The organism is Colwellia sp. MB3u-41 (genome assembly GCF_014076845.1).
Taxonomy (GTDB): domain Bacteria; phylum Pseudomonadota; class Gammaproteobacteria; order Enterobacterales; family Alteromonadaceae; genus Colwellia_A.
In genome coordinates this window covers 23,011-38,529 of sequence record NZ_JACGUT010000055.1, presented here as the reverse complement: position 1 = coordinate 38,529, position 15,519 = coordinate 23,011, and the positions used below count along the sequence as shown (strand labels likewise).

Sequence of the window (15,519 nt, the reverse complement as noted above, 5' to 3'; positions counted from 1 at the left end):
TATTTTTATTTTTAATTTTATATGTATTTATTCCATTTTACTTGATTCATCTACCTTTAAAATCATGTTCTAAACTAATTTATGAAAATATAGAATAACTATATTAATGTAAGATTTTCAACGGACTTAGAGTTACTAAACGCCACAAGGGTGTTTCATTAATACAATAGCTAAATATTAAGTACCTGAAAAACGCTCCAATAATTGATAAAGTAGCAAAAAAAACCAATTCGGTATACATACGAATTTCAATCGGAATAAGATCAACACGTAAAGTCCAACTTGTAATCACATTGAATGAATGGATACATTAAAAAGATCGATTCTGTATGATATTTTGCGAGTGGACTAGTTATAGGTCTATTTTATGGGTCGGAGATAGATTGTGGAAAACAATTAAAGTGCTTACAGGTAGTAATTATTTAATCTAGCGTTTATCTTGTTTGATAAGTTCACGCTGTCTCGCATTAAGTCTCGACGATATTCCACTAACTGAGTGTATCGTATGTGACTCATACTCAATGATCGTGGTTTGTCTTTATGTAGAGTGAATATTTTGCATCAGAGGGAGCATATTTAGCGTTACTTAGTATAAAGACTTGATGGTAATTAGACACGGTTGAAGGGGTAATCGTAAATAAATAGAGGTGATTACATTTGGCTATGGCATAAATAAGCGGACCTTTTTTAAGTTCACAGCCACTCTAATTTGTTGGTTCGGGTAACGCAGATTAAGGCTCATTGCATAGTCATGTAATGCTTTAGGCTTATTTTTAATAATACAATAGTGGTATTTTTCTGTGTAGTTAGGCTGTTCACAGATATTATGCTTAATACCTATCTAAGTTCATGTTCTATTTAATACAAATTTTGAACCTTATGCTGAAAAAGATAGATACAGGTATTTCAAGTAGTGTTGCTTATAGTTGAATTAGAATATGGCAATTAAATACTATAATTATAAGCCTCGCAGAAGCAGACTACTGTCAAAATGAAAGGTTTAGGCACCTTCCATCGGAAAGAGAATGGAATAAAGTATTAAGGTCTAAAACCCAACAATTATGTGGGAATGGGATCGTTTATGATTCTTGTGAAAGTTGACGTAATTACATGATTTGTGAATTAGATGCTAAACCACGGTATATATAGGTGAGTATTGAAATTTTCATATAACAAGTAAATAAATAAGGACTTAAAATAGTTTGCTGCTTTTCGTACCTTAAACTTTTAGCAAAAATTTCAAGCCTGTTATGTAGGGGGTATCCATAAAAAATCTAATCCGAAGTAGTGTTTGACGCTAACAATCTAATGTCTCTTTTGTGGTCAGCCTGTGTAAAAAATCATTACTCCTTTATAAACTTAACAATATCTTATAACTCTACGTTTTTTATTTGTTTGATAGGTGCGAGTTTATTATATAAAAGATAAGGCTAGAGCCTATATCCTGGAATTTATAGCGTTTAATAAGTCTTGATTATCCATTACATATAACATTCGTTTGGATGTTATATGTAAGCATATGGAGGTTCATTTCGATACTGATATTTTAAATCGACGGGGGAGTAATGCGTTATACCCATCCAGCGCTTAATCGTAACGAACGTTTGTTAAACGGTATGAGTCGTTCTTTCTTACGTCAATCACGTATGGAAGGTAATCGTGAAAACAGAACTCCCGATCCACCCTTCATTAAAATAGGTCGTGCCGTTTGTTATCTAAAAGATGATTTAGATAATTGGCTTGATAGTTTCTTTCGTATGCAGCACTTAGGACAAAAGTCCGTTGGTGGTGAGCATGCGTAAATCCCCTAAAACACCAAAAGTCACAAAGTTGATTTAGTCTTAATCGAATTAATTTCAAACCGACCACTTAAGCCGTTAAAGAAAAAGATAACGTTAACGGAAATACGGCTTTTTCTATTAGGGGAGAAAATTCCGTTAACGTAACAGAAAATGAAAATATCGTTAATGAAGTTCAGGACTCAACTCATGAAATTGACTACTTAACGATATCAGGGTTTGAATCATCTTCATTATCAAGTACAGCACTGAGTGCTCACTTACTCGTTGACGAATTTGATGTTGAGGACAAGCTTAATAAAACGTTTATTGGTAAACAGTTACTGAGCATTCCTTTTAATTGTCGAGTAGTCGCAAAAAACACCTATAACTGTTTACTTAAATTACCGGTAAAGGCAGCCTTTCAAGCCAATACGTATTTAAGATAATTATGTGAGTTTTGTCAATCTATGCCTGTTGATGTTACTTGGTCTGATTCACAGATTGAACTGGTTGGTAAAAACCAAGCAAGTCAATGTCTTCAAATGGTTACTAACATGCATAATTTAGGTGATTCAAAAAAAGCGATGGTTTTTGCCTTAGAAGCTTTATTGGTTGATTTCTCTATTCAGGCGAGAAAGGAAAAATATATTGATGTTAACATTGCCCTTTATGCTTGTGGTAAGTGGCGTCGAAAAAAAGCCAAATATACGTAATAGACGCTAACTTTAAAAAGGGGCATGAAAACAAACGGCGTAATCAATTATTAATGGCTGAGTTAGAACTAGTTAATGAATAAGGGGGGATGTTGTTGATTTAACCGAAATGGCAAACAGCTACAATGCAACCCCTGTAAAACCTCGTAATGAACTGATCGCTAGACTACATGTCTTTGAAGTCTACGCAGGCAAACATGATTATGTTGCAGACTTTTTAACAACCACTTGTCCATCACGCATGCACCCCGTTCATAATAGCAGTAGAGCCATAACCTGAAACTTGAACGCCCGAGTGTAAATAAAATAAATGTCATTTTTTCATAAAGTAAAATACAAGATGCCTCATATTTTCCATCTTAACATTTATTTTATATTCTTAAGGAATTGAAAGCCTGCTATTTTCGTCTATTACTTAACCGTCTTTACGTAATTGAGAATTAAATAAAGTGCCATCCATTGTTGTGCAAACCAGTTTTAAATATTACTTTTTCTATGATGATGAACGACTTTATTCAAACAGACTTATCTGAGGCGGTGCTCGGGCTGAACGTTTGGTAATCGCGCTAAGAAAATATTAATTTTTTAACTCATGATGTCAACTACACGCACAGAGTGATCGTCAATAATTCAAAGTTGACTATTAGCAATAGTAGCAATAGTAGCAATAGTGGCAAAGCTGAGTGTTTATGGTGATAAATTCACGATTAAATTAGTTTTTTTAGCATTAGTGAGGCTTAGATAATTAATTTACCAACCATTTTGATGCTCTACTGCCAAGGTCTTATTGGTGCACTTTGCGGAAATTTGCATAGAAAAAATTTTCATATATTTTCTAATGAGTCGATTTTGCTACTCAATTAATAACTGAATGATAAATTTTATGGCTTTATATTGCTTAGAGTATTTACATAACGTGCTATTTTGAGCTCAAATAGCTCATAGTTCGTTATGTTTTTTCATAAATAAAGCTGAATATAGAGAAGCTTGCTAATAACTTACTGCATCTATTATATAAATGTGTCCTTGAATTAATAAGCTCGATATGTCGACGGTTTAAATAGGAATATATACTAATAAGGTGGTAGGTTACGAAGGAAAGAATATGAAACCCCCTTACCGGTATTGTTGGTATATGGGGCGCACTACTTATAATTTTCACTAAGTAACTTCATAGTGCGAGGCAAGTATAAGGCGTTTAAGTATGCCAAAAATAATCGGCTAGAGCCTGTAACAAAATCTGTTACAGGGTTGTATAAATAGTGAAAATAAACTGGTTCGTTAATTAATACTAATATTACGTGTTAATTACTGACTTTAAAGCGACCGACTAAATTTGTTAAATCTTTGGATAAAACAAGCAAGTCATTCGACCCATCGGCTAATGTATCAGCAGTATTAACAATACCTTTTGCCGATTGATTAATGCCACTAATATCGTCATTGATCAAGTCAGATGAGCTACGCTGTTGATCTGCGGCTTGAGTAATACGTGAGATATTTTCCTTCATTTGTCCAACCAAAGAACTAATTTCGTTAAATGATTGATTCGCTTGTTCAATTTTTTCGATAGTCTGTTTCGATAGTTCGACATTCACACCCATTTGTTGAGAAACAACACGTGTTTTATCCAGCAAGTTCATCAATACAACATCAATTTCTTCAGTAGCGCCTCGCGAGCGTTGCGCTAATGTTCTCACTTCATCTGCGACCACAGCAAAACCTCTCCCTTGTTCACCCGCTCTTGCCGCTTCAATAGCCGCATTAAGTGCTAACAGATTAGTTTGTTCAGCAATACTCCTGATAACATCTAATATTTTAGTAATATTCTCACTTTCCAGTTCAAGTGACTTCATCGATTGAGATGATTCACTTAGCGATTGATTTAACGAACTCACTTCACTTACCGTAATAGAAATTAACGAAATTCCCTTTTTTGAGTACTCTTCAGTTTTCATAATAGTCGTTGAACTTTCTTGACAGTCGTTTGATGTTTGATGTGCGATATCTGTCATTGTTGTGATAAGACTATTCACATTATCTATTGATTTTTCTTGTTTATGGCTTACTGCTTTTACATCAGCGATTTGTATACCTGATTCATTAGCCACCACATTTAATGTTGAAGCACAGGTTTTAATATCAACAACAAGCTGATGAATAGAGTCTAAGAATTGATTAAACCATTGAGCCAGTTCACTGACTTCATCTTGACCAATAATCTCTAGTCGCTTAGTTAAATTTCCATCACCTTGTGCAATATCACGCAAACCTTCAGCCACACGGTTAATGGGTTGAACAATACGGTTGGCTAACCAAAATCCCATGGCTATAAATAATGTAACCATAATAAAGGCTATTACGGTAATGGTCTGACTCATACTATATGCAGGCGCTAAAATTTCATCGCTATGGATAACGCCAACAAAACGCCACTTTAATTCTTTTGAATAATAGCTGGCAACATCAACATCTTCACCTAAATGTTCTGTAGAAAAATGATGTTGATTTGGACTTTTTTGTAATATAGAAAATAATGATGATGAAAGATCTTTAATATTTTTGAAATTGTTTTCTGGTGTTTTGGCATCAGCTAGCACGGTTCCTGACTCATCAATAAGAATGAGATAGCCGCTTTTACCTAGTTTTGTATTACTCAATATATCCGTTAATGTTGAAAGGGTAACATCTAGACCTTGTACGCCTATAATATCGCCTTGCTCATTTTTAACCACTAACGCAGAAGTGACTACAGGTTTTCCTATGACATCTTGATATGCTTCAGTAATAATTGGCGCATTGGGAGAAGCTAGTGCCTGTTTATACCAAGGACGTTGTCTTGGATCGTAACCTCCAAGCTCTTCTAAGGGATATTGAACAAAGCCACCTTCTTTGGTACCTATGTATACATAAAGTAAATCAGGGTGTGATGAACCAAAATCTTCATACAGCTTATATAAATCTAATTCTTCGACAGAGTCATTTTTTGGCGCCATCATATGATCAGAGCTAAGATAAGTATGAGTGTCATCAGGAAGTTGAGTCGTTAATTTATTTTGAGCTAAAAATTTTACGTTAGCTTTGATTTGTTGAAAGAAAAGTTGAAAGCCGTTATCTACTTGTCTTAACTCATCCTGAGTGCGTTCAACAAAGCTTGTTGAAGATTTAGAAATCGTCATTGATATGCTGACAATCGCAATCGCAATAATAGGCAAAATAACCGTGGCGGCAAAGCTCAACGTTAGTTTAGAGCGAATATTCATAAAAAGTCATTAAATAATCGTAAATGTAGTCATAATATAACTGAGAATGACGCTGAGACCAAGCCAAAATAAGTCAGAGTGAAAGTACTGGCTAAACTCAAAAACCGTGGCCAACCTTACTTGACCACTTCAGTTTTCAAGTCGGACTCATAACTGTTAACTGGGTTCACTTCGTTTCACCTTTTAGCCAACAAGTATTCGCCGTTTAAACGGCGTTAGCGACGAATAAACTCATACGAATTAAATTTAACCCATTAATACTAATGTCTACAATGTGACTTAAGTCTATTTATTCTTCAATGTTGGCCAAACAAAGGGAGCGGGCTTGGTGGAAGTTATTCCTGCTACTACTGTATTTTGGGCGAGTATCCCCCTAATTAATTTCCCAGTTTCTTTATGTTTACTGCAAAATGTTTTTAGGTATAAAATTTCAACTCTACTGCGTGCCCAAGGGGTTGTACGCAGAAATTTCAAACTTGATTTAAGACGCGGTTTATTGGTAAAACAACGAATATTAAGTAACTCACCCATCTTATCCCAACCAATTTTCTTCTCCAGTTCGGTTAGAATCTGTTCAAGTTTCACGCCGTGTAGTGGGTCATTACTTTTATTCATAGTCTACCTAAAATCAAAAATAGCATTGTAAAAAGTTTCCTAAATATTGACAGAATTATGCGTTTAACTCAGGTAACCGTGCGCCAAGAAAATTATGGAAAAGCTAATGGCCCAAATGAAATTGAAGTGACGTTAGGCTTTATAAGTTACTAATTTCCGCTAAGCGCACTTACTTGTCTTTATTTTCTGATAATTTGTGACGTTTGTTATAATTTCCTTATCATTTTTGACGTAAAAGCTTCAGTTAATTTATTCCTATTTAGCTGTAAGCCCTCATACTAGCGTTCTGGAATTATCATTATGTGATGTAATAAAGATAATAAAAGTCCACTAGCTGTCTTGCTGAGCAATAAACGCTAAAGAGTGTTGATTAAAAAGTTCAGGGTTCTCCACATTGCAGACATGACCACATTGTTGAATCGTATGTAATAAGCTATTTTTATGTTGCTTTACCATTTCTATTACCGGTCCCAGAAACATATGATCTTCCTTGCCCATAATATAAAGAATAGGTATATCTATCTCTTTTTCTTTGAAGTATCGCATTAAAGGATTTACATCCATTGCTAGCTTAAACCAACGAATAAATTCCTTTTGGCACAGGCGCTTAGCTTCGCGTACAAATAAATGTCGAGATTCTTTATGACGTTTTTTTGGCATCATAATAAAAGCAAATAAACGATACAGCCACATGTATGGCAGGCAATGTTTAAAAGTATTACCCAAATAAACCAAGATATTACTACGCGCATTAAAACGAGTAATAGCACCACCTAAAACCATACTTGATACGTACTCAGGTGCAAGTTCGGCTATATTTCGAATGATAATAGTACCCAGTGAAATGCCAACAAAATGAGCACACGTAATATTATTGTGATCTAAGACATCGATAATATCTTCAGAAACTTTATTAAAAGAATAATTACTGTCAACAAAGGTTTGTACCAAGTGACTGGACTTCCCGTGACCACGAAGATCAAGTAAAAGCACATTATACTCTTTTTGATAATCCCTGATCTGACGAAACCAGATTGCCGAACTACCACCAGCACCATGGACAAAAACAACCCATACTTTGCTGGTTTTATGTGGATAAATAGTATGAAAAAGAATTGATTTGCTCATTGCCGCAAGCGCCCTATTACACTGAGTTGTACAAGCTTAAGATATTCAGTATAACTAATTTAAAAGAAAATCTCCTTATAAGTTCTCTAACACCACTCTTTTACAAGGTTAATAGAAAATTTTGATTATTATCAATGCGATTTCATATCAATATTGACCTTTATTTAACCTTGTATATTATTTAACCTTAACATTAATAACCTTTTGCTAACTTACCTATAATGACTTGCTAAGCCCCTTAAGGAAAAGATAGAATTGGCCGTTGATTATTTCGCTGTAACGTCATCATAAAATCAACACTTAACACCCTTCTTTTAAATTTACTACTGGTTAACAGATGATTACAGACGTAAACAAAAATGATAGTTTTTTCAATGATTTGTCTCCCGACCACACCAGTCCCTATGTTCGGTTTCCTAATGGTAGTGATTGTACCGTGACGGCTATTAATAAACGCTGGCAGCACTTGACTAAAGTTGATACTAAAATTACCGCGCATGTTTCAAGTTTATATGCAGGTGAAGACTTAAGTGAGTATGCGTCGAATATTGAAAACTGTATTGGCACAGTGAAAGTCCCCGTTGGTATTGCTGGACCTATTCGAGTTCGCGGAACTTATGCTCAGGGTGATTTTCTATTACCGATGGCAACCACTGAAGCGGCGCTAGTCGCTAGTTATCATAGGGGCTCAGTACTTATTTCTAAAGCCGGTGGCTGCTCCACCATCTTAATTTCCGAGGGGGTCACTCGTTCTCCTGGCTTTGCATTTAATACTATCGCTAACTTAGCGACTTTTTCTCATTGGGTTTTACTCAATAAAAATAAACTAAGTGAAACGGCTAAACAGACCAGTAATTATTGCCAACTAATTGATATTCGCATTGCCACAGAAGGGAATCACCTCTATTTACTCTGTGACTACACCACTGGTGATGCAGCAGGTCAAAATATGGTGACTATAGCTACACAAGCCATTTGTGAATATATTATCGCGAATAGCCCTGTACAACCTGAGTACTGGTTTATCGAAGCAAACTGCTCTGGTGATAAAAAATCATCTGCGCAATCTTATACCAGTGTTAGGGGCAAAAAAGTTTCTGTGGAAGTAAAAATACCAGAGAAGTTGGTGAAACGTTTTTTACATACAACACCGCAACGTATGGTTGATTGCTGGCGTATGTCAGCTTTAGGCGGTGTTATGAGTGGCACAATGGGCGTACAAGGGCATTACGCTAATAGTCTTGCTGCTATGTTTATTGCCTGTGGGCAAGATGCGGCTTGCGTTGCAGAAGCCGCTGTAGGTATCACTCGCTTTGAAATACGTAACGATGGCGCTTTATATTGTGCTGCAACGTTACCCAACTTAATTGTTGGTACCGTTGGTGGAGGAACTAAGCTCCCTAGCCAAAAATCTTGTTTAGATATGATGAATTTACCAAAAGAAAATCAGGCAAGGGCATTTTCAGAAATTTGTGCCGCTGCCGCGCTGGCAGGAGAAATATCAATTATTGGCTCATTGGCTGCTGGCGATTTCACATCGGCACATAAAAGCTTAGCCAGAGATAGGTAACGTTTATCACCTAACGATTAATAATGCTTTTTGCCAATTCATGCGGCCAATTAAAAGCCGTTAATCTTTTAGATTAATGGCTTTTTTGTGTTTATTTTGATCTGTTTTTAAAACGATTAAAAATGGAGCGAAAATATAGGGTCAACTGAGTTTGTATAATAAGCCATATAAATTGAGTAGTCGTTTTACATGGCTTAATCAAACCGCTATTTAGTCGTCGGATTTTTCACATATTTATCTAACCATTGATGTTGTTCCCATAACATATGTAACAATGACTCTCTGGCTCTATAACCATGCTGTTCGTGGGGTAACATGACTAAACGAGCATTGCCACCAAGGCCTTTAAGAGCGGCAAACATTCGTTCAGATTGCATCGGGAATGTGCCTGAATTTGGATCTTCTTTACCATGGATCATCAACATAGGTTCATTTATTTTTTCTGCATGAAAAAAGGGTGACATAGAAGCATAAGTTGATTGACCTTCCCAGAAGCTACGTTCTTCACCTTGAAAACCAAAGGGGGTTAAGGTACGGTTATAAGCACCACTTCGAGCAATACCCGCTTTAAATAAGTCACTATGAGCCAGTAAATTAGCGACCATAAATGCGCCATAAGAATGACCTGCGATAGCGATACGATCCTTATCAGTAACTCCTTTTGCAACCAAAACATCAACAGCCGCTTGAGCACTTGAAACTAGCTGTTCACGGAATGTGTCATTAGGTAAAGTGCCGTCAAAGCCAACAATTGGCATTTTAGCACCAGAGAACACGGCAAAACCTTGCGCTAAATGTGGCATAGGCCCCCAATAGCTAACACGCACGAATTCATAAGGCGAATCAGATACTTGTCCTGCAACTTTTTTATCTTTGTATTCTCTTGGATAAGCCCAAATTAAGGTAGGTAATGGCCCTTGGCTTTTATCATAATCCGCGGGTAAATAAAGTGTGCCACTCAACTCAACGCCATCTTTACGTTTATATTTCAGCTTTTCTTTACTCACTCCGACAAAAGCAGGTGTTGGGTGTGGAAAATCAGTAAATTGAATTAAGGTATTTTTACTTAAGTCACGGAAAAAAAAGTTTGGCTGTTCAGTAGTCGATTCTCGCAGCGTCATTACTTTAGTGGCTTGTTCATTAAGTACTAAAACAATACGCTCATAATAAGGTGCTGTAGATTTCCACACGTTTATTTTCTTTTTAGCACTAAAATCATATTGATTTAAAAAAGGAATATTGCCTTCTGCAGAGGCACCTGTGCCGGTCAAATAAACGCTATTATTGTTATCTAACGTTTTAATAACATTTATGCCAAATTGGTTTCTTTCTTTGATGAAACGACCGGGATCATTATAACGGTCGTTATAAGAACGCTCTTGAAAGAGTATTTTTTTTACATTAGTTTGACTCGGATTAAATTTCCACTGTCTTATTTGACGATCACTAAAGCGCCAATCACTTATCATAGCAAAGTTTTTATTACCCCAGGTTATATCATCAAAACGACGTTCTATTTTTTGGAATAGTTTAGGATCATTTTTAAAAGGAGCTGTCCAGGTGTATACATAGTCATGATGCTCAATGTCTGTTTTCATGCTACCGCCATCTTGGGCTTCTGCCCAAACTAAAGTCGCAGCTACATCACTTCGCCAATTGATATTACGGCGACCTTCTCGAACAGAGTCAAATCCTTTGGGTATATTTTCTCCTGAAGCCAAATCGGCAACTTGAGTCACTAATTTACCTTCAACCGACCAAACTTGTGTTTCCTCTGGAAATCGTCTTGCTGGTACAAGATAAGAAAAAGGCTTTTTAACTTGCGAGACTAATAAATACTGACCATCAGGTGAAAGGGTGAAATCTTTAACCATGGCTGTTTTTCCAAGCTTATTTATTCTACCCGCCAAGCTAATTTCAGCTAATTGAGAACGCGTTAAAAACTCAAAAAGAGCTTCATCATAAGGCGTTTTTAATAAGTTTGAGTATGTTCTTACCGCTGCTTTTATTCCTGAAGTTGTTTGGATCACTGGCTGAATCTTTGCTTTAGACGCTTGAGGTTTATCGCTTGCTTTAGCAATCGTTAATCGGGTATAGAACCCTGTAGAATCGCGTTTCCAACGATATTGAGTCCCACCAAGTGAAGCATTAATTGCGTGCTTACTCACTTGCTTAGTTTTTTTAGTTTTGAGGTTATATTTCCACAAGGTTAATCCTTGTTTGTTTTCTACGATAAAGGCTAAATATTGAGAGTTAGGTGAAAAGTTCACACTCATAATTTTACCTGCAGGCAACTCCTTAATCGCAACTTGTTCATCGCCATCTACTTTTTTAAGGGTAATACTTGTATAGCCACTTGACCGACTTGGGGCAAAAATACTGGCATTAATTCTTAATCCTGCAAGTTTTTCTTCGGGCTGAGCAAGTTCTTCAATCGATTTAGCTCCAGGACGAGCTAATATAGCCACCCATTGTTTATCTGCCGAAATACGCACACTTGGTTGCCTTGGCGCGTCAACTAAATCTGCAAGTTGTTTGGGTGGTATTTTAAAGTCGTTGTCTGCAATAGCATTTTGGCTAAAAGCTACAGTGAGTAAAATAAGTAGTAAACGTTTCAATGAGATATCCCTTTTCTTAGTTTAAAATTATAATTGTTAATATCATACCCTATTTCGCTTTTTGGGGAAAAGCGAGGGGAAATATTGTCCAAGTTATTTATATTCAAGCATCAGGACATTATCAAAAAACGCTTAAAGCATCGTGGTAGCCTTTACTCAGTTGAGTTATCTACCGGTGAAATAATTCCATTAGAAAGATTCAATATGTCATTATTAACACGAGATTTGATAACTAAAGTTTAATTGTTTACGTTTATACGGGTTAAGTCTATTTAGCAGGTGGTGGTATTTTGCGAAATAACCAAATAAGGTTTAGAATAATTTCCCTTCAAAAAATACATATGCATGTTAATGGCACAGCGTTTATTAAGACATTAAACGTGTAAGAGTTCGTTAAACAATTAGTCATAGTTAATGCTGGGAATAATGATGAAAAAGAAAACGGTAAAAGATTTACTTAAAACGCATGAAAAACTTGTACACAGTGAAAATGTTACGGTAATTTCTCATGTACAAAGAGAACAAGATGAGTGGTTTGTTAATACAGTGATGATAAAGGGCTGTAATGCACCATTTAAATATAAGCGCAAAAAAGTTTATAAATCTCTCGCTAAGCAACAAGTAAATATGACCTATTACGCGGGTATTGAAACGATTGCTGGTTTTGACATAGAGATCATGAATATTGTTAGAATAAAAGTCGCATAGTTTTAAGCCTTTTCAATATAATTATCCATATGACTTTATTCTTAAATAACAAAATAATATATCAGCATATAACTATTAGTTATTTTCGATATAAAAATAAGTTATTTGCACTTAATTTAGCCTAATTAGTATTCATCTCTTGACGAAAGCGCCGCCATCTTACATAAATAAGCTATCAATAATAAAGTTATTGATCGATACAGACATTTATTAATAAAAACTAAAAAATAATAAATGTAATTTTGGGGACAGCGAGAGGATTTTATTATGATATTAAATCATATATGGGGATTGTACACTGACCCTAAGAAAGAATGGCACACAATTGAAAAACGTCATGAAAGCTTAATGTATAGCATGGTTCATATTCTTACCATTGCGTTAATACCGGCCATTTGTAGTTATTTCGCAGCCGCTCATATTGGGTGGACAATAGGCGTAGGTGACCCAATAAAGCTCACTCAATCGAGTGCAATGTCAATGTCAGTAGCAATGTATTTAGGCTTAGTTTTTGGCGTTATTGGTTTAGCTTTTTTAATTCAGTGGATGGCAAAAACATTTGACGCTAAACCTGATTTTACGCAATCTTTAGAGTTAGCTGCTTATACCGCAACACCATTATTAATGGTTGGTGTAACCGCATTATTTCCTGTTTTATGGTTTGTTGCTTTAGCAGGGCTAGGCGCACTTTGTTACTCTGTTTATTTACTTTATTCAGGCGTTCCCATCATGATGAATATTCCTGAAGAGAAAGGGTTTATTTATTCAAGTTCCGTGGTTACCTGTGGTCTAGTACTACTTGTTTCTTTAATGGCATTTAGCGCCATTATGTTAGGTATGGGTTTTGGCTCCGAATATGTATCGTAACGTTTTAGCGTTATCAGAACGACATTGTTAATCACTAATAGTATGCGGCATAAGTTCTTTTTATAATAAAAAGCCCGTTTGGCGTGAAGCTAAACGGGCTTTTTTTTAATACGATAAATCACTAGCTACTGTTATTAACTCGCTATTCGGCACCTTCGTTGTGCATATCAATAATTGAATCAGCATTTTTATCTGAATCTTCTTTATTATCATTGTTTCTCAAAGCGTCTAATCGTTCTAAATAGCCTTGGTTAATGTCTTTAGTAATATACTGACCATCGAACACTGATGTTTCGAACTGTTTAATTTCAGGGTTTACACTGCCTACAGCACTCACCAAATCTTCCAATGTTTGATAGATAAGTTTATCTGCACCAATTAACTGGCAAATATCGTCGACTTCACGTCCGTGAGCAATCAATTCATTGGCACTTGGCATATCAATACCATAGACATTAGGAAAACGAATTTCCGGGGCTGCTGAAGCGAAATAAACATTCTTAGCACCGGCAGAGCGAGCCATTTCAATGATTTGTCCAGAAGTGGTGCCACGTACAATAGAGTCATCAACCAACAAAACGTTCTTGCCAGCAAATTCAGTTGTTATAGCATTAAGTTTACGACGTACTGATTTTTTACGCTGCTCTTGACCAGGCATAATAAAAGTACGCCCAATATACCTATTTTTCACAAAACCTTGGCGATACGGAATACCAAGATGACGAGCAATTTCTAGCGCAGTATCACATGATGTTTCAGGGATGGGGATAACAACATCAATATCTATGTCTTCCCATTCTTTAGCTATTTTATCACCCAATTTTTTGCCCATTTCAACACGAGAACCATATACAGAAATTTTATCAATAGCTGAGTCAGGACGAGCAAAATAAACGTATTCAAAAATACAAGGGTTGTAAGCTGGGTTTTCTGCACATTGTTGACTGTGTATTTGTCCATCTTCAGTGAAATAAATTGCTTCACCAGGGGCAACATCTCGCACAAATTCAAAGTCGTTGGCATCAAGTGCTACCGACTCAGAAGCCACCATATATTCAGTGCCTGTAGCAGTTACACGCTTACCAAATACTAAAGGACGAATTCCATTTGGGTCACGAAATACAACCATGCCATGACCTATAATTAAGGCAACCGTTGCATAAGCGCCACGAATTCGCTTGTGCACATTACTGATCGCTTTAAAAATATCATCAGGTGTTAATTTTAAATTTTCAGTCAGTTGTAATTCATGACCAAGAATATTCAGTAATAACTCAGAATCAGACGTCGTATTAACATGACGACGTGCAACATTAAACAACCACTCTTTTAATTCTATCGCATTGGTTAAATTACCATTATGTGCGAGAGAAATCCCAAAAGGGGCATTGGCATAAAAAGGTTGAGCTTCTGAAGAACTTGAGGTGCCTGCGGTTGGGTATCTAATATGACCAATACCCATGTTACCTTGTAATCGCAACATATGACGTGTGTGAAATACGTCTTTTACCAAACCATTACCTTTGCGTAGTCTGAAGGTATTGTTATGAATAGTCACAATACCAGCAGCGTCTTGACCACGATGTTGCAGTACAGTTAATCCGTCATATAATGCCTGACCAACCGATGTTTTCCCAACAATGCCAACAATACCACACATGAGCTTACTCTCCACAGAACTAAGTTTAAAAGCGTTTTAAAGAAAATAAACGCTAAGTAAATAAAAATTATACTAATTAGTATCAGCCCCGTATTAATGGCACTGGAATAAAATTATTTCAAAAAGCTTGATGAATTTTTTAGGTATTCAAAAAACCATTCTACAATGAGTGTAAACTCGGGGATCAGTTGAGAACTTGTCCACCACGTGGTTGATGATGCAGGTGTAAAGGCATCCATAAAGAATAGCACAGCACTAATAATTAATACGCCACGTAATGCACCAAAAACAAGACCTAGTATACGATCGGTACCAGATAAACCCGTTTTACTGACGAGTTGACCAATTAAATAATTAACAAGTGCACCGAGAATTAACGTAGTGATAAAGAGAATAGCAATCGCAGCAGCATTACGAAGCGTTTGATCGGAAATATTAGTCAATAAACTGGAGAGGTTTACATAAAAATTACTGGCAATAAAAAAGGCACTGATCCAGATAACTAGCGAAACTGCTTCTTTAACAAAGCCGCGCACTAAGCTAATTAATGTTGAAATGCCTACAACTGCCAAGATGGCATAGTCTATCCAAACCAT

The 15,519-nt window shown here is 36.1% G+C and carries 12 protein-coding genes; 6 read left to right on the top strand and 6 right to left on the bottom strand.

The features are described from left to right. Window positions 1-1,565: 1,565 nt before the first annotated feature. The 3 genes from H4J73_RS05540 to H4J73_RS20915 all read left to right on the top strand — a co-directional run bounded on the left by H4J73_RS05540 (window position 1,566) and on the right by H4J73_RS20915 (window position 2,774). Entirely contained in the window at window positions 1,566-1,802 is a 237-nt protein-coding gene (locus H4J73_RS05540) for a DNA-binding protein (RefSeq protein ID WP_182178031.1), read from the top strand. A 446-nt stretch (window positions 1,803-2,248) separates the two neighbouring features. After that, a complete protein-coding gene (locus tag H4J73_RS05535) occupies window positions 2,249-2,494 on the top strand; it encodes a hypothetical protein (protein WP_182178033.1) in 246 nt (81 codons plus the stop codon). 79 nt (window positions 2,495-2,573) lie between these two features. Beyond that, window positions 2,574-2,774 (top strand): replication endonuclease, encoded by a 201-nt coding sequence (locus H4J73_RS20915; protein WP_404851838.1) that lies wholly within the window; start codon window positions 2,574-2,576, stop codon window positions 2,772-2,774. 1,024 nt (window positions 2,775-3,798) lie between these two features. Here the strand turns inward: H4J73_RS20915 and H4J73_RS05525 are convergent. The 3 genes from H4J73_RS05525 to H4J73_RS05515 all read right to left on the bottom strand — a co-directional run bounded on the left by H4J73_RS05525 (window position 3,799) and on the right by H4J73_RS05515 (window position 7,500). Further along, window positions 3,799-5,757, bottom strand: coding sequence for a methyl-accepting chemotaxis protein (locus tag H4J73_RS05525; RefSeq protein WP_182178037.1), 1,959 nt, complete (start codon window positions 5,755-5,757; stop codon window positions 3,799-3,801). Between the two features lie 285 nt (window positions 5,758-6,042). After that, on the bottom strand, window positions 6,043-6,372 hold the full coding sequence (locus H4J73_RS05520; protein ID WP_182178039.1) for a VF530 family DNA-binding protein: 330 nt from the start codon (window positions 6,370-6,372) through the stop codon (window positions 6,043-6,045). Between the two features lie 330 nt (window positions 6,373-6,702). Continuing rightward, window positions 6,703-7,500, bottom strand: a complete 798-nt coding sequence (locus H4J73_RS05515; RefSeq protein ID WP_182178041.1) for an alpha/beta fold hydrolase — start codon at window positions 7,498-7,500, stop codon at window positions 6,703-6,705. Between the two features lie 337 nt (window positions 7,501-7,837). Here H4J73_RS05515 and H4J73_RS05510 point away from each other — a divergent pair, with 337 nt between their 5' ends. Beyond that, window positions 7,838-9,070, top strand: a complete 1,233-nt coding sequence (locus H4J73_RS05510) for a hydroxymethylglutaryl-CoA reductase (protein ID WP_182178043.1) — start codon at window positions 7,838-7,840, stop codon at window positions 9,068-9,070. A 206-nt stretch (window positions 9,071-9,276) separates the two neighbouring features. Here H4J73_RS05510 and H4J73_RS05505 read toward each other — a convergent pair whose 3' ends face one another. Continuing rightward, window positions 9,277-11,694, bottom strand: a complete 2,418-nt coding sequence (locus H4J73_RS05505) for an alpha/beta hydrolase family protein (RefSeq protein ID WP_404851957.1) — start codon at window positions 11,692-11,694, stop codon at window positions 9,277-9,279. Between the two features lie 423 nt (window positions 11,695-12,117). On the opposite strand from H4J73_RS05505, the gene H4J73_RS05500 reads away from it, so the two are divergent. Together H4J73_RS05500 and H4J73_RS05495 are read left to right on the top strand one after the other, a co-directional pair. Beyond that, entirely contained in the window at window positions 12,118-12,396 is a 279-nt protein-coding gene (locus H4J73_RS05500) for a hypothetical protein (protein ID WP_182223190.1), read from the top strand. A 267-nt stretch (window positions 12,397-12,663) separates the two neighbouring features. Beyond that, the gene (locus H4J73_RS05495) at window positions 12,664-13,263 is read left to right on the top strand and encodes a Yip1 family protein (protein WP_182178049.1); all 600 of its coding nucleotides are present in this window, start codon (window positions 12,664-12,666) and stop codon (window positions 13,261-13,263) included. Window positions 13,264-13,405: 142 nt separating this feature from the next. Here the strand turns inward: H4J73_RS05495 and purF are convergent, their stop codons facing one another. Further along, the gene (gene purF / locus H4J73_RS05490; protein WP_182178051.1) at window positions 13,406-14,923 is read right to left on the bottom strand and encodes an amidophosphoribosyltransferase; all 1,518 of its coding nucleotides are present in this window, start codon (window positions 14,921-14,923) and stop codon (window positions 13,406-13,408) included. A gap of 113 nt (window positions 14,924-15,036) precedes the next feature. After that, window positions 15,037-15,519: a CvpA family protein gene (locus H4J73_RS05485; RefSeq protein WP_182178053.1), complete on the bottom strand. Its 483-nt coding sequence runs from the start codon at window positions 15,517-15,519 to the stop codon at window positions 15,037-15,039.

Bases quoted from the DNA above. Each gene is read 5' to 3' on its own strand.
- H4J73_RS05540 (WP_182178031.1), top strand. From the start codon at position 1,566: ATGCGTTATACCCATCCAGCGCTTAATCGTAACGAACGTTTGTTAAAC.
- H4J73_RS05535 (WP_182178033.1), top strand. From the start codon at position 2,249: ATGCCTGTTGATGTTACTTGGTCTGATTCACAGATTGAACTGGTTGGT.
- H4J73_RS05525 (WP_182178037.1), bottom strand. From the start codon at position 5,757: ATGAATATTCGCTCTAAACTAACGTTGAGCTTTGCCGCCACGGTTATT.
- H4J73_RS05520 (WP_182178039.1), bottom strand. From the start codon at position 6,372: ATGAATAAAAGTAATGACCCACTACACGGCGTGAAACTTGAACAGATT.
- H4J73_RS05515 (WP_182178041.1), bottom strand. From the start codon at position 7,500: ATGAGCAAATCAATTCTTTTTCATACTATTTATCCACATAAAACCAGC.
- H4J73_RS05510 (WP_182178043.1), top strand. From the start codon at position 7,838: ATGATTACAGACGTAAACAAAAATGATAGTTTTTTCAATGATTTGTCT.
- H4J73_RS05500 (WP_182223190.1), top strand. From the start codon at position 12,118: ATGAAAAAGAAAACGGTAAAAGATTTACTTAAAACGCATGAAAAACTT.
- H4J73_RS05495 (WP_182178049.1), top strand. From the start codon at position 12,664: ATGATATTAAATCATATATGGGGATTGTACACTGACCCTAAGAAAGAA.
- purF (WP_182178051.1), bottom strand. From the start codon at position 14,923: ATGTGTGGTATTGTTGGCATTGTTGGGAAAACATCGGTTGGTCAGGCA.
- H4J73_RS05485 (WP_182178053.1), bottom strand. From the start codon at position 15,519: ATGGTTTGGATAGACTATGCCATCTTGGCAGTTGTAGGCATTTCAACA.